Consider the following 22,450-nt stretch of genomic DNA (forward strand, 5'->3'; position numbering starts at 1 on the left):
GGTCAGATCACCCAGTTGCCGGCATCGGCGTCATTCGGTTTAAGCGTCAGGTCGGGGCGCACCGTCGGTCCCAGAGCGCGGATGCGGTCCTTGATATGGGCCGGGCGCACGCCTTCGTCGGTCAGGGTAGCGTCGATCACATAGGGAGCGACCACCCGCAGCGCGGCTTCCTCGGCACGGGCAAGCTCGTCGCCCTTGTCGCCCACATCGACGGATTCGCCGACCTGCCGCGACCAGCCGTCGCCCGCCCACCAGATCACATCCCCGGTGCCAAGGTCATTGCCGGTCAAAATCTTCACGAATGCATCTCCGCCCCATTATTCACCTGTGTGGCCCAGCCAGCCAGCACGTCCTGCGCCAGCGCATAGGCCGCCACTTCACCGACCACAATCAGGGCCGGACTTTTTACTTTTTCACGCGCCACCATGTCACCCAGATCGGTGAGCAGGGTGCGCAGCGTGCGCATATCGGAACGCGTGCCATTTTCCAGCACCGCGACCGGAATGGCAGGCGACACGCCATCGGCAATAAGCTTGTCGGCGATATCCGCCGCCGTCGCCACGCCCATATAGATAACCAGCGTGCGGCCATGGCCAGCAAGCCCGGACCAGTCCTGATCCGTCAGCCCCTTGCACTGGCCCGCGACGAAGGTCACCGCGCTCGCCGCATCACGATGGGTGAGGGGAAGCTGCGCCTGCGCCGCGCAGCCGATCGCCGCGCTGATCCCCGGCACGATCTCGACCGGCACGCCAGCGGCGCGGCATGCTTCCATTTCCTCGCCTCCACGACCGAAGACGAATGGATCGCCGCCCTTCAGCCGCACGACATTGCGTCCGGTAAGCGCCAGTTCCACCAGCAAGGCGTTGATGCCCTCTTGCGGCATCGAATGGCGGCTGCGCTGCTTGGCGACGGAAATCAATTCAGCATCGACCGAAGCCATCGCCAAAATCTCGGCCGAAACCAATCCGTCATGCACGATGACATCCGCCTGCGCGATCAGGCGCGCAGCGCGCAACGTCAGCAGTTCCGGATCACCCGGACCCGCGCCGACGAGAAAGACGGTAGCAGGGAGTTGTTCGGCCATGCTGGGCAGATGGCGGAAGCGCTCAACCGTTTCAATTCAGAATGCTTTGCCCATGGCGAAGGAAAATTTGGGGGATGGGGTGTCCAAGTCCGACACCCGCCCCTTCATTCCCACAAAATCAGTTGCATTCGGGCCGGGAAACTCGGCCGCTTCACCTATACTAGAGCATTTTCGAAGCAGATGGCATCATCTGCTGGCTCGGAAAATGCGGAAACAAAAGACAAATGGAGCATGATCCAATTCAGTCTGATCGGATCATGCTCTAGCGTGGAGAAATGACACCGTTCGCCGTCAGTTTGAGTGGGGCGATCCTGCCGTCGCGCAGATAGTGGACGTCGAAAATCACGCTTTGGCGGAACAGCGGTGTCGTGCCCTCCTGCGATTGGTCATTGCAGGCGAGAAACCAGCGACCGCGCCACTTGAAGAAAGAGCCATGGCGGTCGAAGTTCAGCCAGTTCTTCGGCTTAAAACCGGGGGGTGGCGCATAGCGGCCCCGCATGGAGCTGTCGTTAAGGAAAGACGGCTTCACATTTTCGGGCAGCAGCAAGGGGCCTTTGCACTGGAAGGGGCCATAGGGCGACGTGCCGATCCCGTAATAGGTCCCCCATGACAGATAATAATATCTACCCCGGCGGTGCAGGAATGGTTTGTCGTCCGTCTTGCCCGGACCATAAGGCCCTTCGGGATCGGCAATCGTGATCTTGCGCGGTGTTTCGGCGAGCGAGATCATATCGTCGGACAGGCGCGCGATATAATAGTCGAAGGTGCCGAACACGATGTAGCTGGTGCCATCGGCTTCCTGAAAGATACCGGGGTCGCGGCTTTCCGTAGGAACCTGCCCCTTGGCGATCAGCGCCTTGCCCAGTGGATCGCGCCACGGGCCTGCGGGCGCGTTGCTGACGACAACGCCGATATCCTCAGGACCCATGGAGAAATAGAGATAATATTTGCCATTGCGGCGGATCGCGTCAGTGGCCCAGCATCGGCTGCTCGGCTTACCAAAATAGGTCTGTTCAGGCAGTAGCGTGCCCTCATGGGACCAGTTCACAAGATTGTCGCTCCGCCAGATCTGCCAATCCTTCATCGTGAAGGTGCGGCTCGTCGGGCTGGCGTCATGGGTGGCATAGAGCCAGGCGACATCATCGAAAATGCGGATCTGCGGATCGCATACGCCCATCGGCAGGCGCAACGGATTGCCGGTATATTGCAGCCTTGAGCCTTTGCTGAGTTCGCGTGCGACGGCCGGAGCCGCCGACCAGACGCTGGCGAGAAGCGGCAGGGTCAGGGCACGGCGCCGGGAGATGATCACCTCGTTGTCCTCGCTCAGATCAATTGTCAGTATTGACCAATAATCGAACGGTATCGTTCTGTCGAGCAAGCCTCATGGCGCGAGCGCAGGAATGGCGATAACGTAGCCCGCTTACCTGTGGAAAGGGGATACCGCATGGCAATCGAGCTCAAGATATTGGCGTGGAGCTGCGTGCTCCTGATGGTGCATATTTTCGCGGCGGCGCATTTCAAAACGAAGCAATATGGACCGAAGTGGAACATGGGCGCGCGGGACGAGACCTTACCCCCGCTGGAGCCGATCGCCGGACGGCTGGTGCGCGCGCAGGCAAATTTCCTTGAGACCTACCCCATCGCCATCGTCGCGCTGCTCGGCGTGGTGATAGCCGGCCGGACGAGTGACCTGACGGCCATCGGCGCATGGCTGTGGCTGGGCGCGCGGATCGTCTATTTTCCGCTTTACGCGATGGGCGTGCCGGTGGTGCGGACGCTGGTATATATGGTTGGGCTGATTGGTCTTATATTGGTGTTGCAGGCGCTCATCACGGGTTGAGCGCCCTCGCCCCTTAGTTCGAGCAGAGCCGAACTCAGTAGATCACTCATAATCGCCCATATAACCGCCGTCCGCGAGGTCGGAGAAGCGGGTGATCTTTGCGTCGAACTTCATACGGATACGGCCGGTCGAACCGTGACGCTGCTTGGCGACGATCAGTTCGGCAAGGCCGTATATCCGCTCCATCTCCTGCGCCCATTCGAGATGTTCGCTACTCTCCTTGTTCCCCGGCTCCTTCGCGGCGACATAATAATCCTCGCGGAAGACGAACCAGACCATGTCGGCGTCCTGCTCGATCGAGCCGGATTCGCGAAGGTCGGACAGCTGCGGACGCTTGTCCTCGCGCTGTTCGACCGCACGGCTCAGCTGTGAAAGCGCCAGAACCGGAACATTAAGTTCCTTCGCCAAGGTCTTGAGACCACGAGAAATTTCAGAAATTTCCTGCACGCGATTGTCGCTGCCCCGCCCGCTGCCCTGTAGCAGTTGGAGATAGTCGACGATGACGAGGCCAATGTCATGACGCCGCTTCAACCGGCGCGCACGCGTACGCAGCGCCGCGATGGTCAGACCCGGCGTGTCATCAATGAACAGCGGCAGTTCCTGAAGGTCGCGCGCGGCGCGGGACAGGTTCTGGAAATCGGCGCGACTGATTTTGCCCATGCGGAGCGCCTCTCCGCTGATGCCCGACTGTTCGGCAAGCACGCGGGTCGCGAGTTGGTCGGCCGACATTTCGAGGGAGAAGAAGGCGGTCTTGGCGCCCATATTCTTTTCTGGCGGGATGCCATCGACGTGGTCGCGCATCCAGCGGGACGCGGCGTTATAGGCGATGTTGGTGGCGAGCGAGGTCTTGCCCATGCCTGGACGCCCCGCGAGGATCATGAGATCCGAATTGTGGAGGCCACCAATCTTTTCGTTGAGGCTGTTGAGCCCGGTGGTGATGCCGGAGACGTGGCCGCCACTGTTGAGAGCGCGTTCGGCCACCTGCACGGCCATGGTGGTGGCGGTGGCGAAGCTCTTGACGGAGCCGGTCTCGCCCTCGCCCTCGGATACTTTATAGAGCGCGACTTCGGCCATCTCTATCTGCTCGCGTGGGTTGACATCCTCGCTAGTATCCAGAGCATTTTCAACCAGTTCTCGCCCAACATTCACAAGCTGGCGCAGGAGCGCGAGGTCATAAATCTGGCTGGCGAAATCGCGCGCGCCGAGCAGCGCCGCACCATTGCCCGTAAGCTGCGCGAGGTAGCCGACGCCACCCAGTTCCTTAAGAGCCGGGTCCTGTTCCAGCATCGGCTTAAGCGTGACCGGATTGGCGACCATGTCGCGCTCAACCAGCTTCATCACGGCTTCATAGATGCGGCCATGCAGAGGCTCGAAGAAATGCTCCGCCTTGAGCTTGAGCTGGACATCCTCGGCAATGCGGTTGTCGATCATCAGCGCGCCCAACAGCGCGGCTTCCGCCTCCACGTTGCGCGGGAGTTCGGGGATGCCTGCTTCTGCGGCGGGATTAATCTGCACCAGTTCGACCATGCGCCTCTCATCGCCCTCGCCGGGGTTCTGCGCAAGGGGCAAGCTGTGTCCCGACAGGCAAAGCTGTGGAGAACTCCCCCTTGCTTTTCATCGTCGGCAGCAGCAGGGACTATGGACCCATGACCGACCCGCGCATCATCGACATCACGCTTGACGAGCGGACGATCCTTTGGCGCAACGCCGATGTCGAGCAAGAGCGGCGGATCGCCATATTCGACCTGCTGGAAGACAATTATTTCGCGCCCCAGCGCACCCATGCCGATGATTATGCAGGTCCCTACCGCGTGCTGCTGCGCGTCGAGGATGGGCGGCTGGTGATCGAAATCAAGCGGGAGGATGGCGAACCGCTGGAGGCGATCATCCTCGGCCTCGGCCGGTTCCGGCGTCCGATCCGGGAATATTTCGCGATCTGCGACAGCTATTATCAGGCAATCAGCAATGCCTCCCCGCAACAGATTGAAACGGTAGACATGGCGCGCAGGGCCATCCACAATGACGCGGCGGAAATGCTGATCGAGCGGCTGGAGGGCAAGATCAAGGTCGATTTCGACACGGCACGACGCCTGTTCACGCTCATCTGCGTGCTGCATATCAAGGGGTAAGGGGACATTCGCCAGCATTCTTCCGGCCGGTTTCTGGTCCGCATCGTTGCGGGCGCGCTGGTTATCGCCCTGTTGGTGTTGGGGGCATGGAGCTATGCCTGTCGCTGGGCGCCGGGGCGCGACGTCTATCCGGTTCAGGGCGTAGCCGTTTCCGCCGACGGAGGCGCTATCGATTGGGGCACGCTGGCCGCCAACGGCGTAGATTTCGCCTATATAAGAGCGGCCAAGGGCACAGAGGGCCGCGACCCCGCCTTTGCGCGCAACTGGTCTGCGGCGCGATCGTCCGGTTTGCGCTATGGCGCGGTGCTGGATTTCAGTCTGTGCGGCCGCGCGGCCGGTCAGGCGACACGCTTCGTCACGACAGTGCCACGCGACAATGCCGCCCTGCCCCCGGTGATCCGGCTCGACTTTGATCCTGGCTGCACTGCGCGGCCGGGGCGGGACGCGGTGCTGTCTGAACTCAATACGCTGGTGAACCTGGTCGAGAGCAATGCAGGCAAGCCGGTGCTCCTCAACATCTCTAGGGCTTTCGAGGAGGAATATGACATTGCGTCGGGCATAAACCGGACGCTCTGGCTGGACGGAAACTTCTTTCCCCCCGACTATGCCACCCGTCGATGGGTGATGTGGACGGCGAATGACATGCGTCATATCGATGGCATCGATGGCCCGGTCAGATGGGGCGTGGTTGCGCCATGAACACGAGTGAAGACGTCAGGACGCTGATCGAGGCAGCGCGTGCGGCGAAGGCAAATGCCTATGCCCCGTACAGCCGTTTTGCTGTCGGAGCGGCCGTGCGCTTGTCCGATGGCGAGGTGGTCGTTGGCGCGAACTTCGAAAATGCGAGCTTTGGCCTGTCGCTCTGCGCTGAAACGGTGGCGCTGGCGGCAGCTAATGCGCAGGGGAGGCTTGGCGATGTTCAGGCGATTGCGGTCGTCGGCGGTGGCGCCGATCCGATAACGCCTTGCGGAAGATGCCGCCAGATACTGAACGAAGCAGAGCAGGTGGCAGGCAGACCCATCGCCATTTATTGTGCGGCGGGCGGAGGTGATTCCGTGGTCCAACACAGCGTTACCGAACTTTTGCCTTTCTCTTTTGGACCCAATGATTTGGGTCATGATCCTTCCAGTAAGAGTTAAGAATAATCATGTCGATTTTGTCGGATAAATGGATTCGCGAGCAGGCCATTTCCCAAGGAATGATCGAGCCATTCGTGGAAAATCAACGGCGGGACGGCTGCATAAGCTATGGCTTGTCCTCTTATGGCTATGATGCGCGCGTGGCCGACGAGTTCAAGATTTTCACCAATGTCGACAGCGCAGTGGTGGACCCCAAGGATTTCGCGGCGAACAGCTTTGTCGATCGCAAGACCGACTGCTGCATCATCCCGCCCAACAGCTTTGCGCTCGCCCGGACGGTCGAATATTTCCGGGTGCCGCGCGATGTACTGGTGATCTGCCTTGGCAAATCCACCTATGCGCGGTGCGGCATCATTGTGAATGTGACGCCGCTGGAGCCGGGCTGGGAAGGCCATGTGACGCTGGAGTTTTCCAACACCACGCCCCTCCCCGCCAAAATCTACGCCAATGAAGGAGCCTGCCAGTTCCTCTTCCTCAAGGGCAATGAGCCTTGCGAGGTCAGCTACGCCGACCGGGCGGGGAAATATATGGGGCAGCAGGGCGTTACATTGCCTCGACTCTAGGCGACGTGCGACAAGGGCGATGATGAATTTCAATGGGCGCCAGTCATGCTGAAGTTTTTCCGCCGCGGTGCATCGCCAGCGCCCTCTTTCGTGCCCGACATAGGCGGGGACCGACGGGTCTATGCCATCGGGGACATTCATGGGAGGCTCGACCTGTTCGAACAGCTGCTGCGGTTGATCGATCAGGATGACTCGGCCCGTGCACCCCTGCCCTGCCATCTCGTCCTGCTGGGCGACCTGATGGATCGCGGGCCGCACTCGGCCGCCGTCATAGAGCATGCCATATCCTTGTGGCGAGCATCCCCGAATGTGCACCTGATCAAAGGCAATCATGAGGAGGTCTTTGTCGGCGCCGCGAAGGGCGATGCGCAGTATGCGGGCTATTGCCGACGCATTGGGGGTGTGGCCACGCTTGAAAGCTATGGGCTGGAATCCGGCGTTGGCACAGCAATGACGGACAAGGACATCGCGTCATGGATGCTGGAAAATGTGCCCCGTGAGCATGTCGATTTCCTGAACGATTTTGCGGATAGTCTTGTGATGGGCGACTATCTGTTCGTTCATGCCGGGATCAGGCCCGGCCTGCCGCTGGAGAAGCAGGACGCAGCGGATTTGCGCTGGATCAGGGGTGAGTTCCTACATGACCGGCAAGCCCATCCCTATATGGTGGTCCATGGGCACAGCATCGCCAGCGAAGTCGATGAACAGGCCAACCGGATCGGGATAGACACGGGTGCCTGGAACAGCGGCAAACTGACGGCGATCGGCCTTGAGGGCACGGAGCGCTGGTATTTGCAGACTTAGCCAGAACGAAAAGACGTCCGAAGTTCAGCGCCAGCCCTTCTCCTTCGCGGCAGCCTCCTGGGTCGCGTCGGCGGGGGAGCCTTCCATCAGGGCACCGACCGTCGCCATGATGCGAGCGTCGGTGGAGGATGCCTGACGGTAATCCGTTGATTGCGGAGTGCCGGGAATCAGTTGCTGAACGTGCCAGCCTTTCCCCCCGCGGCAGGCAACTCCGGACAGGGAGCCGCCTTCGAAGCTGCGGCACCAGCCTCCGCCCTTGCGCTGAAAACTCAGGCCAATGCGGATTGATGCGTCCTGTTGTGCCGAGGCAAGTTGGGTTTCGAGGGCAGACGCGAGTTCGCCCCTCGCCGTCATGACGCCATCCTTGACCGCAATGGGTCCAGCGGGGCCGCTCGACAAGCGGCCGACGCCAAGACCCAAGACAAGACTGGCGGCGATCGCGCCGCCGATGCCCCAGCTGCGCCATTTGGGGGGTGCGGCACGGGTGATGGGCGTGACCTTCGCCCGTTCCTCCAGCAGCGCGCGCATGGCCGGTGGCACCGACTCAGCTGCCACTGGAGCATAGTGGCCAGACAGACGCTGCCGCAAATGCCGGTGCATTTCGAGCCGCTGGGCCAAGGCCGGATCGTCCGCAACGGCGCGATCCACGCGGCGGCGGGTGACTTCGTCCAGCTCGCCATCCACCCAGGCGATCAACATGGCTTCGTCAATGTCGGTCATGCCGCTTCTCCCAGCAATTCGATAAGGGCGCCGCGTCCCCGGACCAGCCGGGACGTCAATGTGCCCATGGGGACGCCCATGATGCTGGCGGCTTCCTTGTAGGAAAGCCCCTCGACCAGGACGAGGGCGATGGCTTCGCGCTGGTCGTCCGGCAGGGCCTGCATCGCGCGATCGACGTCGGAGAGCGTAACATGCGCTTCCACATCCTGGTCGCCTGCATAGCCGACATGCTCCCCCGCTTCTTCGGGCGCGAAGGTCCGCACGGCGCGCTGCCGCGAACGGGCTTCATCGATCCAGAGATTGCGCATGATACGATACATCCAACTGTCCAACCTTGTCCCCGGCTGCCATTGTTCGCGCGCCCGCAGCGCCCTTTCCAGCGCCGCCTGACACAGGTCGTCCGCATCGGCGCGATCCCGCGAAAGGCTGACGGCGAAGCGCCGTAGCCGGGGGAGGATCGCCAACAGATCGCTTTCGAACGACATCCGGTCTCCATCACATGTTCAGGGATGAAACGGCTGTGCCCACACGTTTCATCCCTGAAGGCTTAAATCTACCGGAAATAAATGCGTGATGATTCATTATGGATGCGAAAGAACCGGAAAATTCGCTTCCGCGCCGTCCAAGGGTAAAGAGATAGAGATGAAGATCCCACGTTCCTGGATTGTTGCCGGGCTGCTGCTGACAGGTCCGGCGGCCCACGCGCAACTGCTGCCCTCCCCCGGCGGAGCGTTGGGGCAGGTCGGAAGCATCCTCGACGATGCTGACCGAGCGCTGGAGCGAACGGAACTGGACCGGGTCGCTCCCGGCCGCCTGGCCCAACGCCTGGTGGCGGCCAGGGCAGCGCGGATCGGTGATATGTTGCGGCGGCATGGCGACAGTGTGGAACTGGACGACAGGAAAGAACCGGCGCGGCGTGGCGTCATCCTGCTGACAGGCGCGAAACCGGCGAGCGTCGATGCGTTGCGCGGCGCTGGCTATGCGGTGGAAAGCGATGCAGTTGAAGGGATCGACCTACCGATCGCGCGGGTCACGGTGCCGCCGGGGCGCAGCCTCCCCCGGGCATTGAAGCAGGTGCGCTCCATCGCGCCCGAGGCGGAGGCGAGCGCGGACAATCTTTATTTCCCCGGCGGCGTGGCGCCCAAGTCGGAAGGAGCCGCATTGGCAGGCGCAGGCCCTGTCCGGTCGCAAGCGGCGGGCATGATCGATGGCGGCGTTGCCCGTCACGCGTCCCTGACCGGCCCAGTCGAGCAGCGCGGCTTCGCGCGCGGCGCGCCTCGCGTCAGCTCGCATGGGACGGCGGTAGCGTCGCTGATTAGTGGGGCCGGAGCCATCCGGGGCGCGGCGCCGGGGACGCCCCTGCTGGTGGCGGACGTCTATGGTGACGATCCGGCGGGCGGCAGCGCCTTTGCTATTGTCCGCGCGCTGGGGTGGATGGCGGCGCGAGGGATCAAGGTCGTGACGGTGAGCCTGGTTGGACCCGACAATCCTCTGCTGGCGGGAGCGATCCGGCTGGCGCGGGACAAGGGCGTGATGGTGGTCGCAGCGGTCGGCAATGATGGCCCGGCCGCGCCACCCGCCTATCCCGCATCCTATCCCGGCGTTGTGGCAGTAACGGGCGTAGATGGCCGCGGCCATTTGCTGCCTGAAGCGGGGCGCGCACGGCATGTCGATTTCGCAGCGCCGGGCGCGGATATGAACGCCGCGCGCAGCGATGGAGGCAAGGGCCGCGTGCGTGGCACGTCCTTCGCAGCGCCGCTCGTCGCGGGTCGGCTGTTCTCAAACGGTAGCGTGAATGGGCTGATCGCGGAAGCCAAGCCGGGAAGCAGCAAGGCATTCGGACACGGGGTCGTCTGCGGCAATTGCAGAAATATCGATTGAATATCAGTGTCTTGTAAAAAATATTCTTGCGCCAGGGATTAAGTCGCATCGCCATCCCGTTGTCCTTGCATCGGATCGAAAACGAACAAGGAGACGATCGATGAAGAAGACACTCATTCTTGCCACTGCCTGCCTCGCAGCCCTGACTGTAACTCCTGCATCCGCCCAGCTTCTGGGTGGCGGCGGCGGGCTCGGCGGTGGCCTTGGCGGCGCTCTGGGTGGCGCTGGCGGGTCGCTGGGCGGCACGTTGAACGGTTCGGGCGGTATCGGCCTCGACCGCGCTGTCGATCTGGAGAATGGCCATGTTTCGGCGAAGGGCTCTGGTTCGGGCCGGGCTGATGGCGCCGCGGGCGGATCGTTGAGCCACAAGGGGAAGAGCCATGGCGCGAACGCTTCAGGTTCCGCGAGCGGATCGGCGAGCGGCGGCCTGACGGCAGACACGCTGGGCACCAACGATGTCGCCAATGCGGTTGGCGGCGTAAGGGACCAGGCCAGCCAGACGGCAGGAGCAGCGCGAGACCGTGCGATCACCGCTGGCGCAGCGGCGCAAGGACAAGCCAGTGCTACTGCTCAGGCAGCACGCAACCGAGCAAGTGGCGCGGCGAGCGGCGCTGGATCGGCCGCCGGTAACGCAGCGGGCGCGGCGCAGTCTGGAGCGGCCAATTCGACCGGAAGCACCAGCAACGCCCTTAACGGTGGCGCTGCGCTAAGTGCGACGGGTCAGCTCACCGGAAGTGGACAAGCTTCCGGGTCCAGCGAAAACACGTCGTCCAGTCAGGCGGACAATTGACCCCACCGGGCGGATCCCCCCACTTCGGGCTTTGAGCCCGCCCCTCTTCCGCCCCTCCGCCTGACAAGACAGGGCCGGTGATCCCAAAAGGTCACCGGCCCTTTCCATATCGTAAGCGCTAAAACACTTCCACTGGGAGGCGTCAGGCGGCCTGATCGATGGCGGTGTTGGTGGCGGCGCGGCTATCTACCCAGTTGTAGGGGAGCAGATCATCGACCGGATCTGCGTCGCCGCGCAGGATGATGCGGGCGAGGACGTCGGTGAGATAGGCCTGAGGGTTAATGCCTCCCAGTTTGCAGGTTTCGATGAGGCTGGCGAACGTCGCCCAGTTTTCAGCTCCCAGGTCATGGCCTGTGAACAGGGCGTTTTTCCGCTGGAGGGTGATGCCTGATTCATTGTGCTGCTCCTCTTCAAATGGCGGAAAACAGGGATTTTTGGTTTTCATCCTGAGTACGACACGGGCCTTTTCGCGAGATCGCGGCTTGGATTTCGGGCTTTTCGAGGTCCGCGGCGCGGATTTGATGCGGCGCGCCGGGCATAACCTGCTCGGTCGGGAGCAAGCCAGCTTCGACGACACGGCGGATTTTGTGGTTTGTGACGCCGAACTTGGCTGCCGCCTCCGACATGGTGAGCCATTCACCACCCGTGGTTCCGGCGGAACGATAGCCTTCAATCTTATGCACACGGCGCAGCGAGCTGACGCGATGCCCAGTCCATGTCTTGCCCTGACCCGTTCGCATGCCCATACGGTTGAGGGTGGCGGCGACATCGGCATCGGACCAGCGCGTCGCCATCGATCGAATGATTGCCATCGCTTCTTCGGGCGTGCTCTTGGTATGTTCCCCGGTCTTGGGTTTGCGGATGCGAACCTGGGAATGCTGCCCGCCTTGCCAGTGAATGGTAAGCTCGATTTCCTGCCCATCGTTTTCGACGGTGGCGACGATATCCTTCACCAGCGCGCGCAACAACCTTTGCCGGAACCGCATATCGACATCGGGGGCATTCCACGCCGCTTTGAGATCGTGAGCCAAGCCGGCGAAATTCGGCAGGGCGGCGTCATCGCGCACTTGTCGTTCGTTAAGCCGCACCTCGCAGGCCTCGACACGGCGCAGCGTCGCTTCCCAGCTTTTCTCCAGCTGAGCGGCGATCAACCGGTTATCGGGATCGCAGGCGGCATAGCGTCGCTCAGCAAGCGAGGCTTCATAGCGGGCTTGCTGCAAATCCAGCTCGACCAGCTGTCGCCTCTGCGCTTCGCCTTCAAGATGCATACGCTCTGCCTCCAATGCCGCGTCGATCGCCAAGGGCTCCACGGCGCGCAGCAGTTCCTCCATAACTGCCACATCCGTTCGAGCGCCATTGGTGGTCATGCATCGGGGCCGGGCCAGCATGAGGTTCGAGCGGTCGCAGCGGTAGATATGATAGCCGATGCGGCGGCCGACATAAACGACGCACAGGCGGCGGCCACAATGACCACAAGTGAGCATGCCTGCGAGGAAAGCCTTGCCACCGCGGCCGGACTTTATGCCGCCGGCCTTGCCGTAGGCGTTGGTCGCCAGGACCCTTTGGTTCCGCTCAAACTCATCCCAGCTGACATAGCTGTCATGATGCTCCCTGAGCATGATGCCCCAATCGTCGTACGACTTGCGATGCCCATAGCTCTTGCGCACTCGACCATCGACGATCTGGGTGCGCTTCTCGGTTTTGCCATAGGCGTAGGCACCGGCGTAGAACGGGTTCTTGAGCACGCTAATTACATTGCGATAACGGATCGGAACCCAATCAAAGGAGACCATCATCTTGCCGTCCGATGGGCGCGGGAAATGCATACCTTCGGCGGTCAGCGCGATGAGCACCTGGCGGGCGCTACCTATCTCGCGGAACCGCGCGAATATGTGCCTGATGGCCTCCTGAACTCGAATGTCGGGGTCAAAACTCAGACCGTAGTCGCGATGCCAGATGTAGCCGATCGGAACGCTGATGCGCAGTTCGCCGCGCTGAGCCTTTTGCCGTGCAGCTTCGTACATACGGGCACGGATTACAGAAAGCTCGAACTCGCTGATACTGCCCTTCATGCCGAGCAGCAGCCGGTCGTTCGGCTTGGCCGGATCGTAGACCCCATCGATGTCGATGACACGAGCATCGACCTGGCCGCAAAGCTCGAGAAGCCGGTGCCAGTCGGGTCCGTTGCGGGAAAGGCGAGAGGCCTCAAGGCACAATACGGCGCCGACGCGACCCGTGCACAGATCCTCCACCAGACGCTCAAAGCCGGGGCGATCCACTGCACCGCTCGCGCTGCGTCCAAGATCCTCATCGATCACCTCGACATCACGAAATCCCCAGCGGCGCGCAACATCGACGAGTTCATACTGGCGACGCTGACTCTCCAGGTTCCCGTTGACCTGCTGGGGCGTCGACTGCCTGACGTAAACAACTGCCTTGCGCCTCAGCAGGGCCATCGGAAGGAGATTACCGCCCGTCATTGGTCGTCTCCTCGTCCGAGACGCCTGCGGCCGCCATCAACAACTTGGCTAGGCTTGCCACCACGACGACGCGCTGGGCTCTCGTCAGACCGTCCAGGCTTCTGGTGTCGAGCGGCATGATCAACTGGCGCAGCGCCGGCAGCCGCGTTGGTGGGGGCAAGGTCTTCATCGTTTACCTCCTGAGCGTTCAAACCGCTCAGCAGGGCATTACGAAGGTCCGCGTCGATCAAGAGGCTATGGAGATCGGTCAACGCATCTACGGCAACCTGAGGGCTACCCAAGCTGAACGCATCGCACACCTCGCGATCCAACATCCAAGCCGGAACTACGATGACTTCGCCGGGGCTCACCACAATGTGGGCGACTCTGCCGTTCGCCCGTTCCTCGGTATACTCGCACCGAACCGTGCGCTCGAAATAGGGATGCCACCGATACCAGACGACAACGTCGTGCCCGACATGGGCAGAATGTCTGCGAGATGGCAAGCGGCCTGATTGATCGCTCGACGGTGTTGTTGTCCAGTTCGATCCGTCCATCGTCGAGGAAGCGGACGAGGCCTTTCCAGTGGTTGAGGGTGTAGCCGATGGCCTCGGCCGTGTTGGAGCTTCGCGGCAGCTTGGGCAGCATTTCCTCAAGCCAGGGTCGCATGTCGGCGATGATCCGAGCGGATTCAGTCTGGCGGATCGCCAACCTGTGTTCGGGGCTGGAACCTCGGATACGAGCCTCGATCTTGTAGAGGCTGGCGATCCGCCTTAGCGCCTCATCGGCGACCGGGGCGTTGCCGCCCTTGGCATCGTCGAAGAAGCCACGCCTGACGTGCGCCCAGCAGAAGGCGAGCGTTCCCGGGCCGCCCTTCCGGTCCGGCGCCTCTATGTGCTTATAGGCGCCATAGCCATCGCATTGGACGATGCCGGTGAACTCCCCGAGCAGCTTTTCCGCCCAGACTTTTCCGCGACCGGGCATGTAGGTGTAGACGACGGCCGGTGGATCGGTGCCCCCATGCGCGCCATCATCACGAGCGATCGCCCAGAGATATCCCGTCTTCACCTTGCCGGTGCCGGGCGCCAGGACCTTGGCGGTGGTCTCATCGACGAACAGCCTCGCGCCCGTCAGGAGATCAGCTTTCATCCGGCCGGTCAGGCGCCCGAGCCAGGCAGCGGCTCGGCCCGCCCAGTTGCACATGGTTCCCCGGTCGATCTCAATGCCCTGACGTCGCAGCGCCTGCGCTTGCCGATAGAAGGGCATGTGATCGGCATATTTCCTCACCAGAACATCGGCGATCAGCGCCTCAGTGGGCAGGCCGCCTGGCACCACATGCTTGGGTGCGGGCGCCTGGAACACGCCGTCGCTGCAGGCGCGGCACGCCATTCTCGGCCGGGACGTGACGATCACGCGATATTGGACCGGGATCACATCAAGCCGGCTCGATATGTCGCTGTCTATGCAGTGCAGCGTGCCTCCGCAGCAGGGACATTCCTTCTCGTCTGGAAGGATCACTTCCTCAACCCGGGTCAGGTGCGCGGGCAACGACGCCCGTGCTGTCCCGCTTTCCCTCCGCGCCCGTTCCTTCTTCTGGCCTGCCGCCTGCTCGCCAAGCGCCTCCAGTTCAGCACGGGCGACGTCGAGATCATCGAAGGCAAGCGCCAACTGATCTTCGCTCAGCTTCTCGGACCGCTTCCCGAATGTCGTGCGGGTGATCTGGTCGATGATATGCTGCATCCGAGCTTCACGCTCGAGGCCGACCAGGACCATCGCCTTGAGGGTGGCGACATCGTCAGGAAGGTCGGCTGCCGTGGCGGACATGCCCCATTTCTGGCAGTTTTTGGGCGGTCCGCAATGGCCTATCGATCAGGGGAATCAGGCGTGCGACCTATCGCGTCGTCACCGGAACCTGGGTGCGCGGCGTGTGCATTTTCGACCATTGCAGCCCTTCGAACAAGGCCGACGCCTGCGATGCCGACAGCCGCATGACGCCATCGTGCGCCCGGGGCCAATGAAAGCCTCCGGTCTGCAAGACCTTGCTCACAAGCACCAGGCCGGTGCCGTCCCAGACCAGCAGCTTGATCCTGTTCGCCCGCTTCGAGCGGAAGATGAAGACCACCCCCGAGAAGGGCTTGAGTCCGAGTTCATGCTCGACCAGCGCCGCCAGGCTAATCGCGCCTTTCCTGAAGTCGACCGGCTTTGTCGCCACCATCACCTTGAGCGGCCCTGGCGGGATGATCATCCCGACCGGCCCACAGCGGCGAGCACCCGGGCGATATGATCCTCGCTCGCGCCCGGCGGCACGTGGATCGCGAGGGTGGTCGTGCGGATCACGATCTCATCGCCTCCACCATCAGCCGAGCCGGCGCCGCCCGCATCTTCAATCACCGCCGGAACAAAGCCCATCTTTTTGCTGGCCAGGCGCTTGCCCGGGATGCTGTCATGCCGCCATGCGTAGAGCTGCTGTGGCAGCAGCCCATGCGTTCGTGCAATTTCCGCGATGTTGGCGCCGGGTTCAAAACTCGACGCGATGATCCGTGCCTTGGCTTCCGCCGTCCAGCGGCGCCGCATCGGTCCTGCGGGAATGACGTCCATACGCGAGGGGCGTTGCCCCTCCTGCCTTTCGAAACTTGTTTCGAATGTTCTTACATCATCAGCCACTACGATACCCCTCAGACGAGGGGCAAAACATAGCCAGATCAGCGCCTACGAAAATGTGGGGAGGTTTTTGCGCTTACTCCATATCGGCCTTAGACGATCATCGATTGTGTTCGACCAACGACAAAGGCCGGTAATCCTTTCGGATCACCGGCCTTTGTTGCATCCTTGCGGGGTGGCCAGGTCAGGCGACCTTGGTCGCCACCTCCTCCGCTTCATCAGGATCGCGCAGCACATAACCACGGCCCCACACGGTTTCGATATAATTGTCGCCGCTGCAAGCCAGAGCGAGTTTCTTGCGCAGCTTGCAGATGAAGACGTCGATAATCTTCAATTCGGGCTCGTCCATGCCGCCATAGAGATGGTTAAGGAACATCTCCTTGGTCAGCGTCGTGCCCTTGCGGAGCGAAAGCAGCTCCAGCATCGCATATTCCTTGCCGGTCAGATGGACGCGATTGCCATCGACTTCGACGGTCTTGGCGTCCAGGTTCACGGCCAGCTTGCCCGTGCGGATGACCGACTGCGAGTGCCCCTTCGACCGGCGCACAACGGCGTGGATGCGAGCGATCAGCTCTTCGCGATGGAAAGGCTTGGTCACATAATCATCGGCGCCAAAGCCGAAGGAACGAACCTTGCTGTCCATCTCCGCAATCCCGGAAAGGATGAGGACCGGCGTCTGCACCTTTGCGGCGCGGAGCTTCTTCAGCACGTCATAGCCGTGCATGTCCGGCAGGTTCAGATCGAGGCAGATGATGTCGTAGTCATACAACTTACCAAGATCGAGACCTTCCTCGCCCAGGTCCGTGGTGTAGACGTTGAAGCCTTCGGTCGTGAGCATAAGCTCAATCGCCTTGGCGGTGGTCGGTTCATCTTCTATTAGCAGAACGCGCATATTGAAGCCCCTGTCCTTGCAGATCCCGTCAACCCCTAAGAACGGCGTCTGCTCCAATTCATTAACCAAAAAACTTCTGAAGGACAAAGGTTAATTTTTCGCTAACCCGCAGAAATGCGCGAGTCGCGGGAATTTGAATCTGTTTGCAAAGATTTATTGTCGAAGTGATTCATTTTGAGTCAAGATAGATTCACCTGCACAACGAAGCTTCAGCAACCGTGGTTGCGAGCGATGAAGTCGAGCAGCGCTTCGACCCGCGCGGGCCGTAAGCGCGAGGGCGGCGTGACCAGATGCAAACCAAGTGGCGGCGGCCTCCAGTCGACAAGGACCTCCTCCAGTTCACCAGAAGCGAGCGCTTCGCCCACTATGAAATCGGGCAGCCGAGCAACGCCTATGCCTCCCCGCAGCGCAGGCAGCATCGCCTCGCCGCTGTTCACGGTGAGACGCGCCCTTACCTGTATCACGACATTCTGCTGCCCCGGCCCCGAGAAGCGCCACACGTCAGGCGTCGGCGCATTGGCATAGCAAAGACAGTCATGGGCACCGAGGTCGGACGGATGTTTGGGCCTGCCCCGCTCCTCCAAATAGGCGGGAGAAGCGATGACATGCATCTTGACGTCACCCAACCGCCTCGCGCGGAGCGAGCTATCGGGCATGTCGGCAATGCGGAGGGTGGCGTCGAGCCCCATCTCGATCATGTCTATCCGCGCATCGGACAGGTGAAGATTGATATCGACGGCGGGATGAAGCTTGGCAAACTCCGCGACCAGCGGCGCGATGCGGAGCAATCCGAACGTCATCGGCGCCCCCAGCCGAATAGTTCCGGACAGTTCGTCCGTATCCTGGCGGGCGGCTTCCTCCGCCGCCTGCCCTTCCTCGAAAATCCGGGCTGCATGACTGGCCAGCCGCTTGCCACTTTCAGTCAGGGCGAGGCGTCGGCTGGTGCGATTGAACAGGCTGGTTTCAAGATGCTGCTCAAGGCGTGTGACCGCCTTTGAAACCGTGGCTTTCGACACGCTGAGCGCCTTGGCGGCGTCGGTGAAGCTGCGATGCTCCACAACGGCGGCGAACATCGCCCATGCTTCAAGGTCGGGAAGACGCATAAAGGAAACAATCCGTTTCAATGCTGCTGGTTTAAGAAACGATCCTGATCGTTAAATCAGTCGGAAGCAAGCGGGAACGCTTTTCCGCCGCAACGAAAGGCACAAATATGATCACCGCCGCAGGAAACCGCATCGAGCGTCGCCCCTTCGAGACGCTGGGTCATGCCGACCATGGCTGGCTCAACGCTCGCCATCATTTCTCCTTCGCCAACTATCATGACTCCGATCGCATGGGCTGGGGCGCTATCCGCGTATGGAATGACGATGAGATCGCGGCGAACACCGGATTTCCTCCTCATCCCCACCGCGACATGGAAATCGTCACCTATGTCCGCAAGGGCGCGATCACGCATCAGGACAGCCTAGGCAACAAGGGCCGCACCGAGGCAGGCGACGTACAGGTGATGAGCGCAGGCACCGGCATCCGCCACTCCGAATATAATCTGGAGGATGAAACGAGCACGCTGTTCCAGATCTGGATCATACCGAAGGATCAGGGCGGCGCGCCGAGCTGGGGCGCCAAGCCCTTTCCTAAGGGCGATCGCGCCGGACGCTTGGTCGTGCTGGCCAGCGGCTATGCGGAGGATGAGGAGGCGCTACGCATCCGCGCCGATGCCCGCCTACTGGGTGGGACGGTGAAGGCTGGCACCAGCGTGACCTATGAAAGCACCGAGGGACGACACCTGTATCTCGTGCCCGCCACGGGGCGGATCGAGATTGACGGTCAGACCTTTGAAGCGCGCGACGGGGCCGCGATCCTGGGCGGACAGCCGATCACGATCACCGCGATCGAGGACAGCGAAATCGTCCTCGTCGATAGCGAATAGCTCACAAGGCCTATCGGCCGCTCGCTCACCTTGCCCCCCTAAGGGGGCGAGCGGTCGCATTATTCAAGAAACCTTTTCCCAATCAATGCATTACCAAGACTGGAGACGCTTTATGGCTAAGGTGCTGGTTCTCTATTATTCGTCCTACGGCCACATCGAAACGATGGCGAAGGCCATCGCGGAGGGCGCGACCGCCGCTGGCGCTCAGGTCGATATCAAGCGGGTTCCTGAAACCGCGCCCTTGGAGGTCGCCCGGAATGCGGGCTTCAAGCTGGATCAGGATGCGTCGATTGCGACCGTAGCAGAACTTGCCGACTATGATGCAATCATCATCGGCACCGGCACCCGTTTCGGCCGCATGTCGAGCCAGATGGCGGCTTTCCTTGATCAGGCAGGCGGCCTTTGGGCGCGCGGCGCGCTTAACGGAAAAGTGGGTGGCGCCTTCACATCTACTGCCAGCCAGCATGGCGGGCAGGAAACGACTTTATTTTCGATCATCACCAATCTGTTGCATTTCGGCATGGTGATCGTGGGGCTGGACTATGGTCACGCCGGGCAGATGGGCGTCGATAAGGTGCGCGGCGGTGCGCCCTATGGCGCCACGACTATCGCGCATAGCGATGGCAGCCGTCAGCCTGATGAGGATGAACTGGAAGGCGCCCGGTATCAGGGGCGGCGGATCGCGGAGACCGCGATCAAGCTGCACGGGTAGAAATTTGGCTGCACCCTCCCCCTCTCGGTGCAGCGGTTGAGCCTTGGGTCGCAAGGCACAACGATCGGGGCTGGTGCATAGGATGGGTGCACCGGCCCCTTTTTTTCAGAGGAACAAGCGACCGCCAACCGGGCTGGCGCGCAAAAGATAATAGACGGCGATGGGCAGCAACAGCGCGTGGAGCAGCAACCAGGGCTTGTCCAAATGGGGTGACAGATAGTGAATGACCGTGACGTGAAGATACATGATGACGAGCGAGGCCCTCCCCACCGCCGCCAACCATCCGCCAAAAGGCGCGACATGGACCGAAATGCGGAAGATCAGCAGAGACGTCGCGACTGCTGAACCCACCGACAGGATCGGCAAGCCGTAATCCGCAGCCTTCATGTTAAGCGTGGGAAGCAGACCGGATAGCCCCGCCAGAGCCAGCGCGCCCAAGGGGAGCCACATCCAATGCCTCCACGGCACCCGCTGCCACACGGCTCCGATCCAGAGCAGCACAAAGGCCATGGGCACGGTCAGCAACCCCAGCACGGACGTCTGGGTAACCTCCCCTGCTACATACGCTACAACAGAGACAGGTATGATCGCGATAAACCAGCGCCGGTCGAGCGGATCGGGCCAACGGGACAGCAGGGCGTTGAACAGGATACGCGCGGCCATCAGGCAGGGCACGAACCAGAATATGGTATAGGGACCGTGCAGCCATGATCCGCCAAGAAGGATCGGCAATATATCGTCCGGCCATTGGTTGAATATGGGCCGTTGCCCCTTCATGGGCTCGATGATCTGATCCGCGATGATCAGCGATGCGAGGAAAGCCGCATAGGGGCGCATCTGCGACGCCAGTTGCCGCAGGGCGAACCCCTTGGGCGGTTGCGGACGGGAAAGCAGGCCCGACAGCAGGAAGAATAGCGGCATGTGAAAGCTGTAGAGCGCATCGCGGAGGGGGCCGCTTCTCCACACATGTCCGGCCACCACGGCGATGATGCCAATGCCGCGCGCCACATCGATCCATTCCAGCCGCCCGCCACCCTGCACCCGTTCCGATGGCGCCGACTTGTGCTGGACCTCGTTCCCCCTGTTCTCCATGGCTTCCACGCCCTATAGGACAGCGCGCGCCCGTCAATCTTTCCAACTGCTCCCGGAATCACTCCTTGTCCCTATTGCATGACCGAGTTCTCTTCATCGATGGCGAAGCCATCATCCTCGACAAGCCCGCTGGCTTGCCGGTCGATGCGCCGCGCGACGGTTCGCTGAGCTTGGAGAACCACCTTTCGTCACTAACCTTCGGCTTTCAGCGCTGGCCCCTGCCGGTGCATCGGCTGGATCGGGACACCAGCGGTTGCCTGCTGCTCGCGCGCAATCCCAAGGCGCACAAGCGCTATGCCGCCGAGTTTGAGGCAGGAACGGTCAGCAAGCGCTATGTCGCGGTCGTGGACGGCGTGCCGGAAACCGAAAGCGGCACGATCGAACTGTCGCTGAAGAAAGTCAGCAGCGCGGCCAAGGGCTGGCGCATCATCGCGGCAAAGGAAGGAAAGTCCGCCGTGACCGAATGGCGAAAGCTGGCGGTGAAGGACAGCCGCTCGCTGATTGTCTTCACACCGCGCACCGGACGAACCCATCAGATTCGCGCGCATACATTATATGGCCTGGGCTTCGGCATCGCTGGCGACCCGGTCTATGGCACCGGCGAGGGACCAATGCTGCTACACAGCCGTTTCCTCAGCATCCCGCGCGGGAGCAAGGCTCCGGCAGAGGCGACAGCTCCTCTGCCCGCCACCTTTGCGGCAGCGGGCTTCGGGCCAGAGTATCTGGACGATGCCGGACTTTGACATTCCGGAAGATGCGCTGGAGGAGCGCTTCATCACCGCTGGCGGTCCCGGCGGGCAGAATGTCAACAAGGTCGCCACTGCGGTCCAGTTGAGGGTGGCTCTCTATCGCTTGGGATTGCCGGTCCATGCCTTCCGAAAAATAAAGGAACTGGCGGGGTCTCGCCTGACTTCCGGCGGAGAGATCGTAATCCAGGCGTCCCGCTTCCGCACGCAGGAGGCCAATCGTCAGGATGCCCGCGACCGGCTGGCCGAGATGATAGCGCAGGCTTACAAACGCGACCCCCGGCGCATCGCCACAAAGCCGGGCAAGGCAGCAAAGGCACGCCGGGTGGACGCCAAGAAGGCGCGCAGTTCGGTGAAGCAGGGGCGTGGCAAGGTGCGGATGGATTGAGGACTGCCAATGTTTGATTTCAAGGCACCAGCGCATAGCGACAAGTCCGCACTCAATGCGGACCTCCTGTCGGCCGTCGATGCAGTGACGGACGGCGAGCCCGATGCGATCGCCAACATGGCCAATGTCGCGGCGCTGATTTGGCAATTTCTTCCGGACCTTAACTGGGCAGGCTTCTATCGTATGGTAGAGGGTGAACTTGTGCTTGGCCCGTTTCAGGGGAAGCCAGCCTGCATCCGCATTCCTCTGGGCCGGGGCGTCTGCGGCACGGCGGCGGCAACGGGAGAGACCCAGCTGGTCGAGGATGTCCACGCTTTCCCCGGGCACATCGCCTGCGATGCCGCCAGCGCATCGGAGATCGTTGTGCCGGTGAAGGTCGGTGGCCGCGTCGTCGCGGTGCTTGACCTCGATAGCCCAATCCCGGCGCGTTTCGATATCGCCGACCAGAATGGGCTTGAGATACTGATCGAACGGATCGGCGCTCGGCTCGCTTAACAGCGCTGCTCCGTTTCGGGACAGGCGGGGCGTTCCCCCCGCGTGGATCGTGGCGGATCATCATGCTAAACCAGACGTTAACGTCACGGCCATGCCCAAGGCAGCCATGAACAACGGGGAGTTTT

At 61.8% G+C, this 22,450-nt stretch carries 27 protein-coding genes and 1 pseudogene; 13 read left to right on the forward strand and 15 right to left on the reverse strand.

Annotated elements, in window-relative coordinates:
- Positions 1 to 2 precede the first annotated feature (2 nt).
- The 3 genes from AC6JBC_RS08525 to AC6JBC_RS08535 all read right to left on the reverse strand — a co-directional run bounded on the left by AC6JBC_RS08525 (position 3) and on the right by AC6JBC_RS08535 (position 2,393).
- Complete coding sequence (locus tag AC6JBC_RS08525) at positions 3 to 299, reverse strand: DUF2849 domain-containing protein (RefSeq protein ID WP_449472101.1); 297 nt, start codon at positions 297 to 299, stop codon at positions 3 to 5.
- Positions 296 to 1,084, reverse strand: a complete 789-nt coding sequence (gene cobA / locus AC6JBC_RS08530; RefSeq protein ID WP_498023821.1) for a uroporphyrinogen-III C-methyltransferase — start codon at positions 1,082 to 1,084, stop codon at positions 296 to 298. Before cobA ends, AC6JBC_RS08525 begins: the two co-directional genes overlap by 4 nt.
- Positions 1,085 to 1,346: 262 nt before the next feature.
- The gene (locus tag AC6JBC_RS08535; RefSeq protein ID WP_498023822.1) at positions 1,347 to 2,393 is read right to left on the reverse strand and encodes a family 43 glycosylhydrolase; all 1,047 of its coding nucleotides are present in this window, start codon (positions 2,391 to 2,393) and stop codon (positions 1,347 to 1,349) included.
- Positions 2,394 to 2,528: 135 nt separating this feature from the next.
- Here AC6JBC_RS08535 and AC6JBC_RS08540 point away from each other — a divergent pair, with 135 nt between their 5' ends.
- Positions 2,529 to 2,924, forward strand: coding sequence for an MAPEG family protein (locus AC6JBC_RS08540; RefSeq protein WP_498023823.1), 396 nt, complete (start codon positions 2,529 to 2,531; stop codon positions 2,922 to 2,924).
- Between the two features lie 42 nt (positions 2,925 to 2,966).
- Here the strand turns inward: AC6JBC_RS08540 and AC6JBC_RS08545 are convergent, their stop codons facing one another.
- The gene (locus AC6JBC_RS08545; protein WP_196226296.1) at positions 2,967 to 4,451 is read right to left on the reverse strand and encodes a replicative DNA helicase; all 1,485 of its coding nucleotides are present in this window, start codon (positions 4,449 to 4,451) and stop codon (positions 2,967 to 2,969) included.
- A 119-nt stretch (positions 4,452 to 4,570) separates the two neighbouring features.
- Here AC6JBC_RS08545 and AC6JBC_RS08550 point away from each other — a divergent pair, with 119 nt between their 5' ends.
- The 5 genes from AC6JBC_RS08550 (at position 4,571) to AC6JBC_RS08570 (ending at position 7,559) form a co-directional block, all read left to right on the forward strand.
- On the forward strand, positions 4,571 to 5,053 hold the full coding sequence (locus tag AC6JBC_RS08550; RefSeq protein ID WP_460987934.1) for a UPF0262 family protein: 483 nt from the start codon (positions 4,571 to 4,573) through the stop codon (positions 5,051 to 5,053).
- 72 nt (positions 5,054 to 5,125) lie between these two features.
- The gene (locus AC6JBC_RS08555) at positions 5,126 to 5,752 is read left to right on the forward strand and encodes a glycoside hydrolase family 25 protein (RefSeq protein ID WP_464788917.1); all 627 of its coding nucleotides are present in this window, start codon (positions 5,126 to 5,128) and stop codon (positions 5,750 to 5,752) included.
- Complete coding sequence (locus tag AC6JBC_RS08560; RefSeq protein ID WP_498023824.1) at positions 5,749 to 6,192, forward strand: cytidine deaminase; 444 nt, start codon at positions 5,749 to 5,751, stop codon at positions 6,190 to 6,192. The genes AC6JBC_RS08555 and AC6JBC_RS08560 overlap by 4 nt, the downstream gene beginning before the upstream one ends.
- A gap of 8 nt (positions 6,193 to 6,200) precedes the next feature.
- A complete protein-coding gene (dcd, locus tag AC6JBC_RS08565) occupies positions 6,201 to 6,755 on the forward strand; it encodes a dCTP deaminase (RefSeq protein WP_449472091.1) in 555 nt (184 codons plus the stop codon).
- Between the two features lie 45 nt (positions 6,756 to 6,800).
- Positions 6,801 to 7,559 carry a metallophosphoesterase family protein gene (locus tag AC6JBC_RS08570; protein ID WP_498023825.1) on the forward strand — a complete coding sequence of 253 codons (759 nt, stop codon included), beginning with the start codon at positions 6,801 to 6,803 and terminating at the stop codon, positions 7,557 to 7,559.
- A 24-nt stretch (positions 7,560 to 7,583) separates the two neighbouring features.
- On the opposite strand, the gene AC6JBC_RS08575 is transcribed toward AC6JBC_RS08570, so the two are convergent.
- Complete coding sequence (locus tag AC6JBC_RS08575; RefSeq protein WP_498023826.1) at positions 7,584 to 8,279, reverse strand: anti-sigma factor family protein; 696 nt, start codon at positions 8,277 to 8,279, stop codon at positions 7,584 to 7,586.
- On the reverse strand, positions 8,276 to 8,764 hold the full coding sequence (locus tag AC6JBC_RS08580; RefSeq protein ID WP_498023827.1) for an RNA polymerase sigma factor: 489 nt from the start codon (positions 8,762 to 8,764) through the stop codon (positions 8,276 to 8,278). Before AC6JBC_RS08580 ends, AC6JBC_RS08575 begins: the two co-directional genes overlap by 4 nt.
- An 88-nt stretch (positions 8,765 to 8,852) precedes the next feature.
- On the opposite strand from AC6JBC_RS08580, the gene AC6JBC_RS08585 reads away from it, so the two are divergent.
- Positions 8,853 to 10,160 (forward strand): S8 family serine peptidase, encoded by a 1,308-nt coding sequence (locus AC6JBC_RS08585; protein WP_498026034.1) that lies wholly within the window; start codon positions 8,853 to 8,855, stop codon positions 10,158 to 10,160.
- Positions 10,161 to 10,260: 100 nt separating this feature from the next.
- Entirely contained in the window at positions 10,261 to 10,950 is a 690-nt protein-coding gene (locus AC6JBC_RS08590) for a hypothetical protein (protein WP_498023828.1), read from the forward strand.
- Positions 10,951 to 11,092: 142 nt separating this feature from the next.
- On the opposite strand, the pseudogene AC6JBC_RS08595 reads toward AC6JBC_RS08590, so the two are convergent.
- The 8 genes and pseudogenes from AC6JBC_RS08595 to AC6JBC_RS08630 all read right to left on the reverse strand — a co-directional run.
- Positions 11,093 to 11,335, reverse strand: a pseudogene (locus tag AC6JBC_RS08595) (transposase domain-containing protein); the annotation flags it as partial.
- A 25-nt stretch (positions 11,336 to 11,360) separates the two neighbouring features.
- Entirely contained in the window at positions 11,361 to 13,430 is a 2,070-nt protein-coding gene (locus tag AC6JBC_RS08600) for a recombinase family protein (protein WP_498023829.1), read from the reverse strand.
- Positions 13,417 to 13,599, reverse strand: coding sequence for a hypothetical protein (locus AC6JBC_RS08605; RefSeq protein WP_087576147.1), 183 nt, complete (start codon positions 13,597 to 13,599; stop codon positions 13,417 to 13,419). The genes AC6JBC_RS08600 and AC6JBC_RS08605 overlap by 14 nt, the downstream gene beginning before the upstream one ends.
- A gap of 104 nt (positions 13,600 to 13,703) precedes the next feature.
- The gene (tnpC, locus tag AC6JBC_RS08610) at positions 13,704 to 15,233 is read right to left on the reverse strand and encodes an IS66 family transposase (RefSeq protein WP_498023830.1); all 1,530 of its coding nucleotides are present in this window, start codon (positions 15,231 to 15,233) and stop codon (positions 13,704 to 13,706) included.
- A gap of 67 nt (positions 15,234 to 15,300) precedes the next feature.
- Positions 15,301 to 15,654, reverse strand: a complete 354-nt coding sequence (tnpB, locus tag AC6JBC_RS08615; RefSeq protein WP_253345114.1) for an IS66 family insertion sequence element accessory protein TnpB — start codon at positions 15,652 to 15,654, stop codon at positions 15,301 to 15,303.
- Entirely contained in the window at positions 15,651 to 16,073 is a 423-nt protein-coding gene (gene tnpA / locus AC6JBC_RS08620; protein ID WP_498023831.1) for an IS66-like element accessory protein TnpA, read from the reverse strand. The genes tnpB and tnpA overlap by 4 nt, the downstream gene beginning before the upstream one ends.
- A gap of 181 nt (positions 16,074 to 16,254) precedes the next feature.
- Positions 16,255 to 16,962, reverse strand: coding sequence for a response regulator transcription factor CtrA (gene ctrA / locus AC6JBC_RS08625; RefSeq protein WP_196226306.1), 708 nt, complete (start codon positions 16,960 to 16,962; stop codon positions 16,255 to 16,257).
- 209 nt (positions 16,963 to 17,171) lie between these two features.
- Positions 17,172 to 18,065: a LysR family transcriptional regulator gene (locus AC6JBC_RS08630; protein WP_498023832.1), complete on the reverse strand. Its 894-nt coding sequence runs from the start codon at positions 18,063 to 18,065 to the stop codon at positions 17,172 to 17,174.
- Between the two features lie 107 nt (positions 18,066 to 18,172).
- Here AC6JBC_RS08630 and AC6JBC_RS08635 point away from each other — a divergent pair, with 107 nt between their 5' ends.
- The gene (locus tag AC6JBC_RS08635; protein ID WP_498023833.1) at positions 18,173 to 18,892 is read left to right on the forward strand and encodes a pirin family protein; all 720 of its coding nucleotides are present in this window, start codon (positions 18,173 to 18,175) and stop codon (positions 18,890 to 18,892) included.
- A 112-nt stretch (positions 18,893 to 19,004) separates the two neighbouring features.
- Complete coding sequence (gene wrbA / locus AC6JBC_RS08640; protein WP_498023834.1) at positions 19,005 to 19,604, forward strand: NAD(P)H:quinone oxidoreductase; 600 nt, start codon at positions 19,005 to 19,007, stop codon at positions 19,602 to 19,604.
- A 105-nt stretch (positions 19,605 to 19,709) separates the two neighbouring features.
- On the opposite strand, the gene AC6JBC_RS08645 is transcribed toward wrbA, so the two are convergent.
- The gene (locus tag AC6JBC_RS08645) at positions 19,710 to 20,696 is read right to left on the reverse strand and encodes an acyltransferase family protein (protein ID WP_498023835.1); all 987 of its coding nucleotides are present in this window, start codon (positions 20,694 to 20,696) and stop codon (positions 19,710 to 19,712) included.
- Between the two features lie 65 nt (positions 20,697 to 20,761).
- Here AC6JBC_RS08645 and AC6JBC_RS08650 point away from each other — a divergent pair, with 65 nt between their 5' ends.
- The 3 genes from AC6JBC_RS08650 to AC6JBC_RS08660 are packed head-to-tail and all read left to right on the forward strand — an operon-like array spanning position 20,762 to position 22,325.
- Complete coding sequence (locus AC6JBC_RS08650) at positions 20,762 to 21,439, forward strand: RluA family pseudouridine synthase (RefSeq protein ID WP_498023836.1); 678 nt, start codon at positions 20,762 to 20,764, stop codon at positions 21,437 to 21,439.
- Positions 21,426 to 21,830, forward strand: a complete 405-nt coding sequence (arfB, locus tag AC6JBC_RS08655) for an alternative ribosome rescue aminoacyl-tRNA hydrolase ArfB (protein ID WP_196226538.1) — start codon at positions 21,426 to 21,428, stop codon at positions 21,828 to 21,830. The genes AC6JBC_RS08650 and arfB overlap by 14 nt, the downstream gene beginning before the upstream one ends.
- A gap of 9 nt (positions 21,831 to 21,839) precedes the next feature.
- Entirely contained in the window at positions 21,840 to 22,325 is a 486-nt protein-coding gene (locus AC6JBC_RS08660) for a GAF domain-containing protein (protein ID WP_498023837.1), read from the forward strand.
- The last annotated feature ends 125 nt before the right edge of the window (positions 22,326 to 22,450 follow it).

The organism is Sphingobium sp. RC1, from assembly GCF_059738765.1.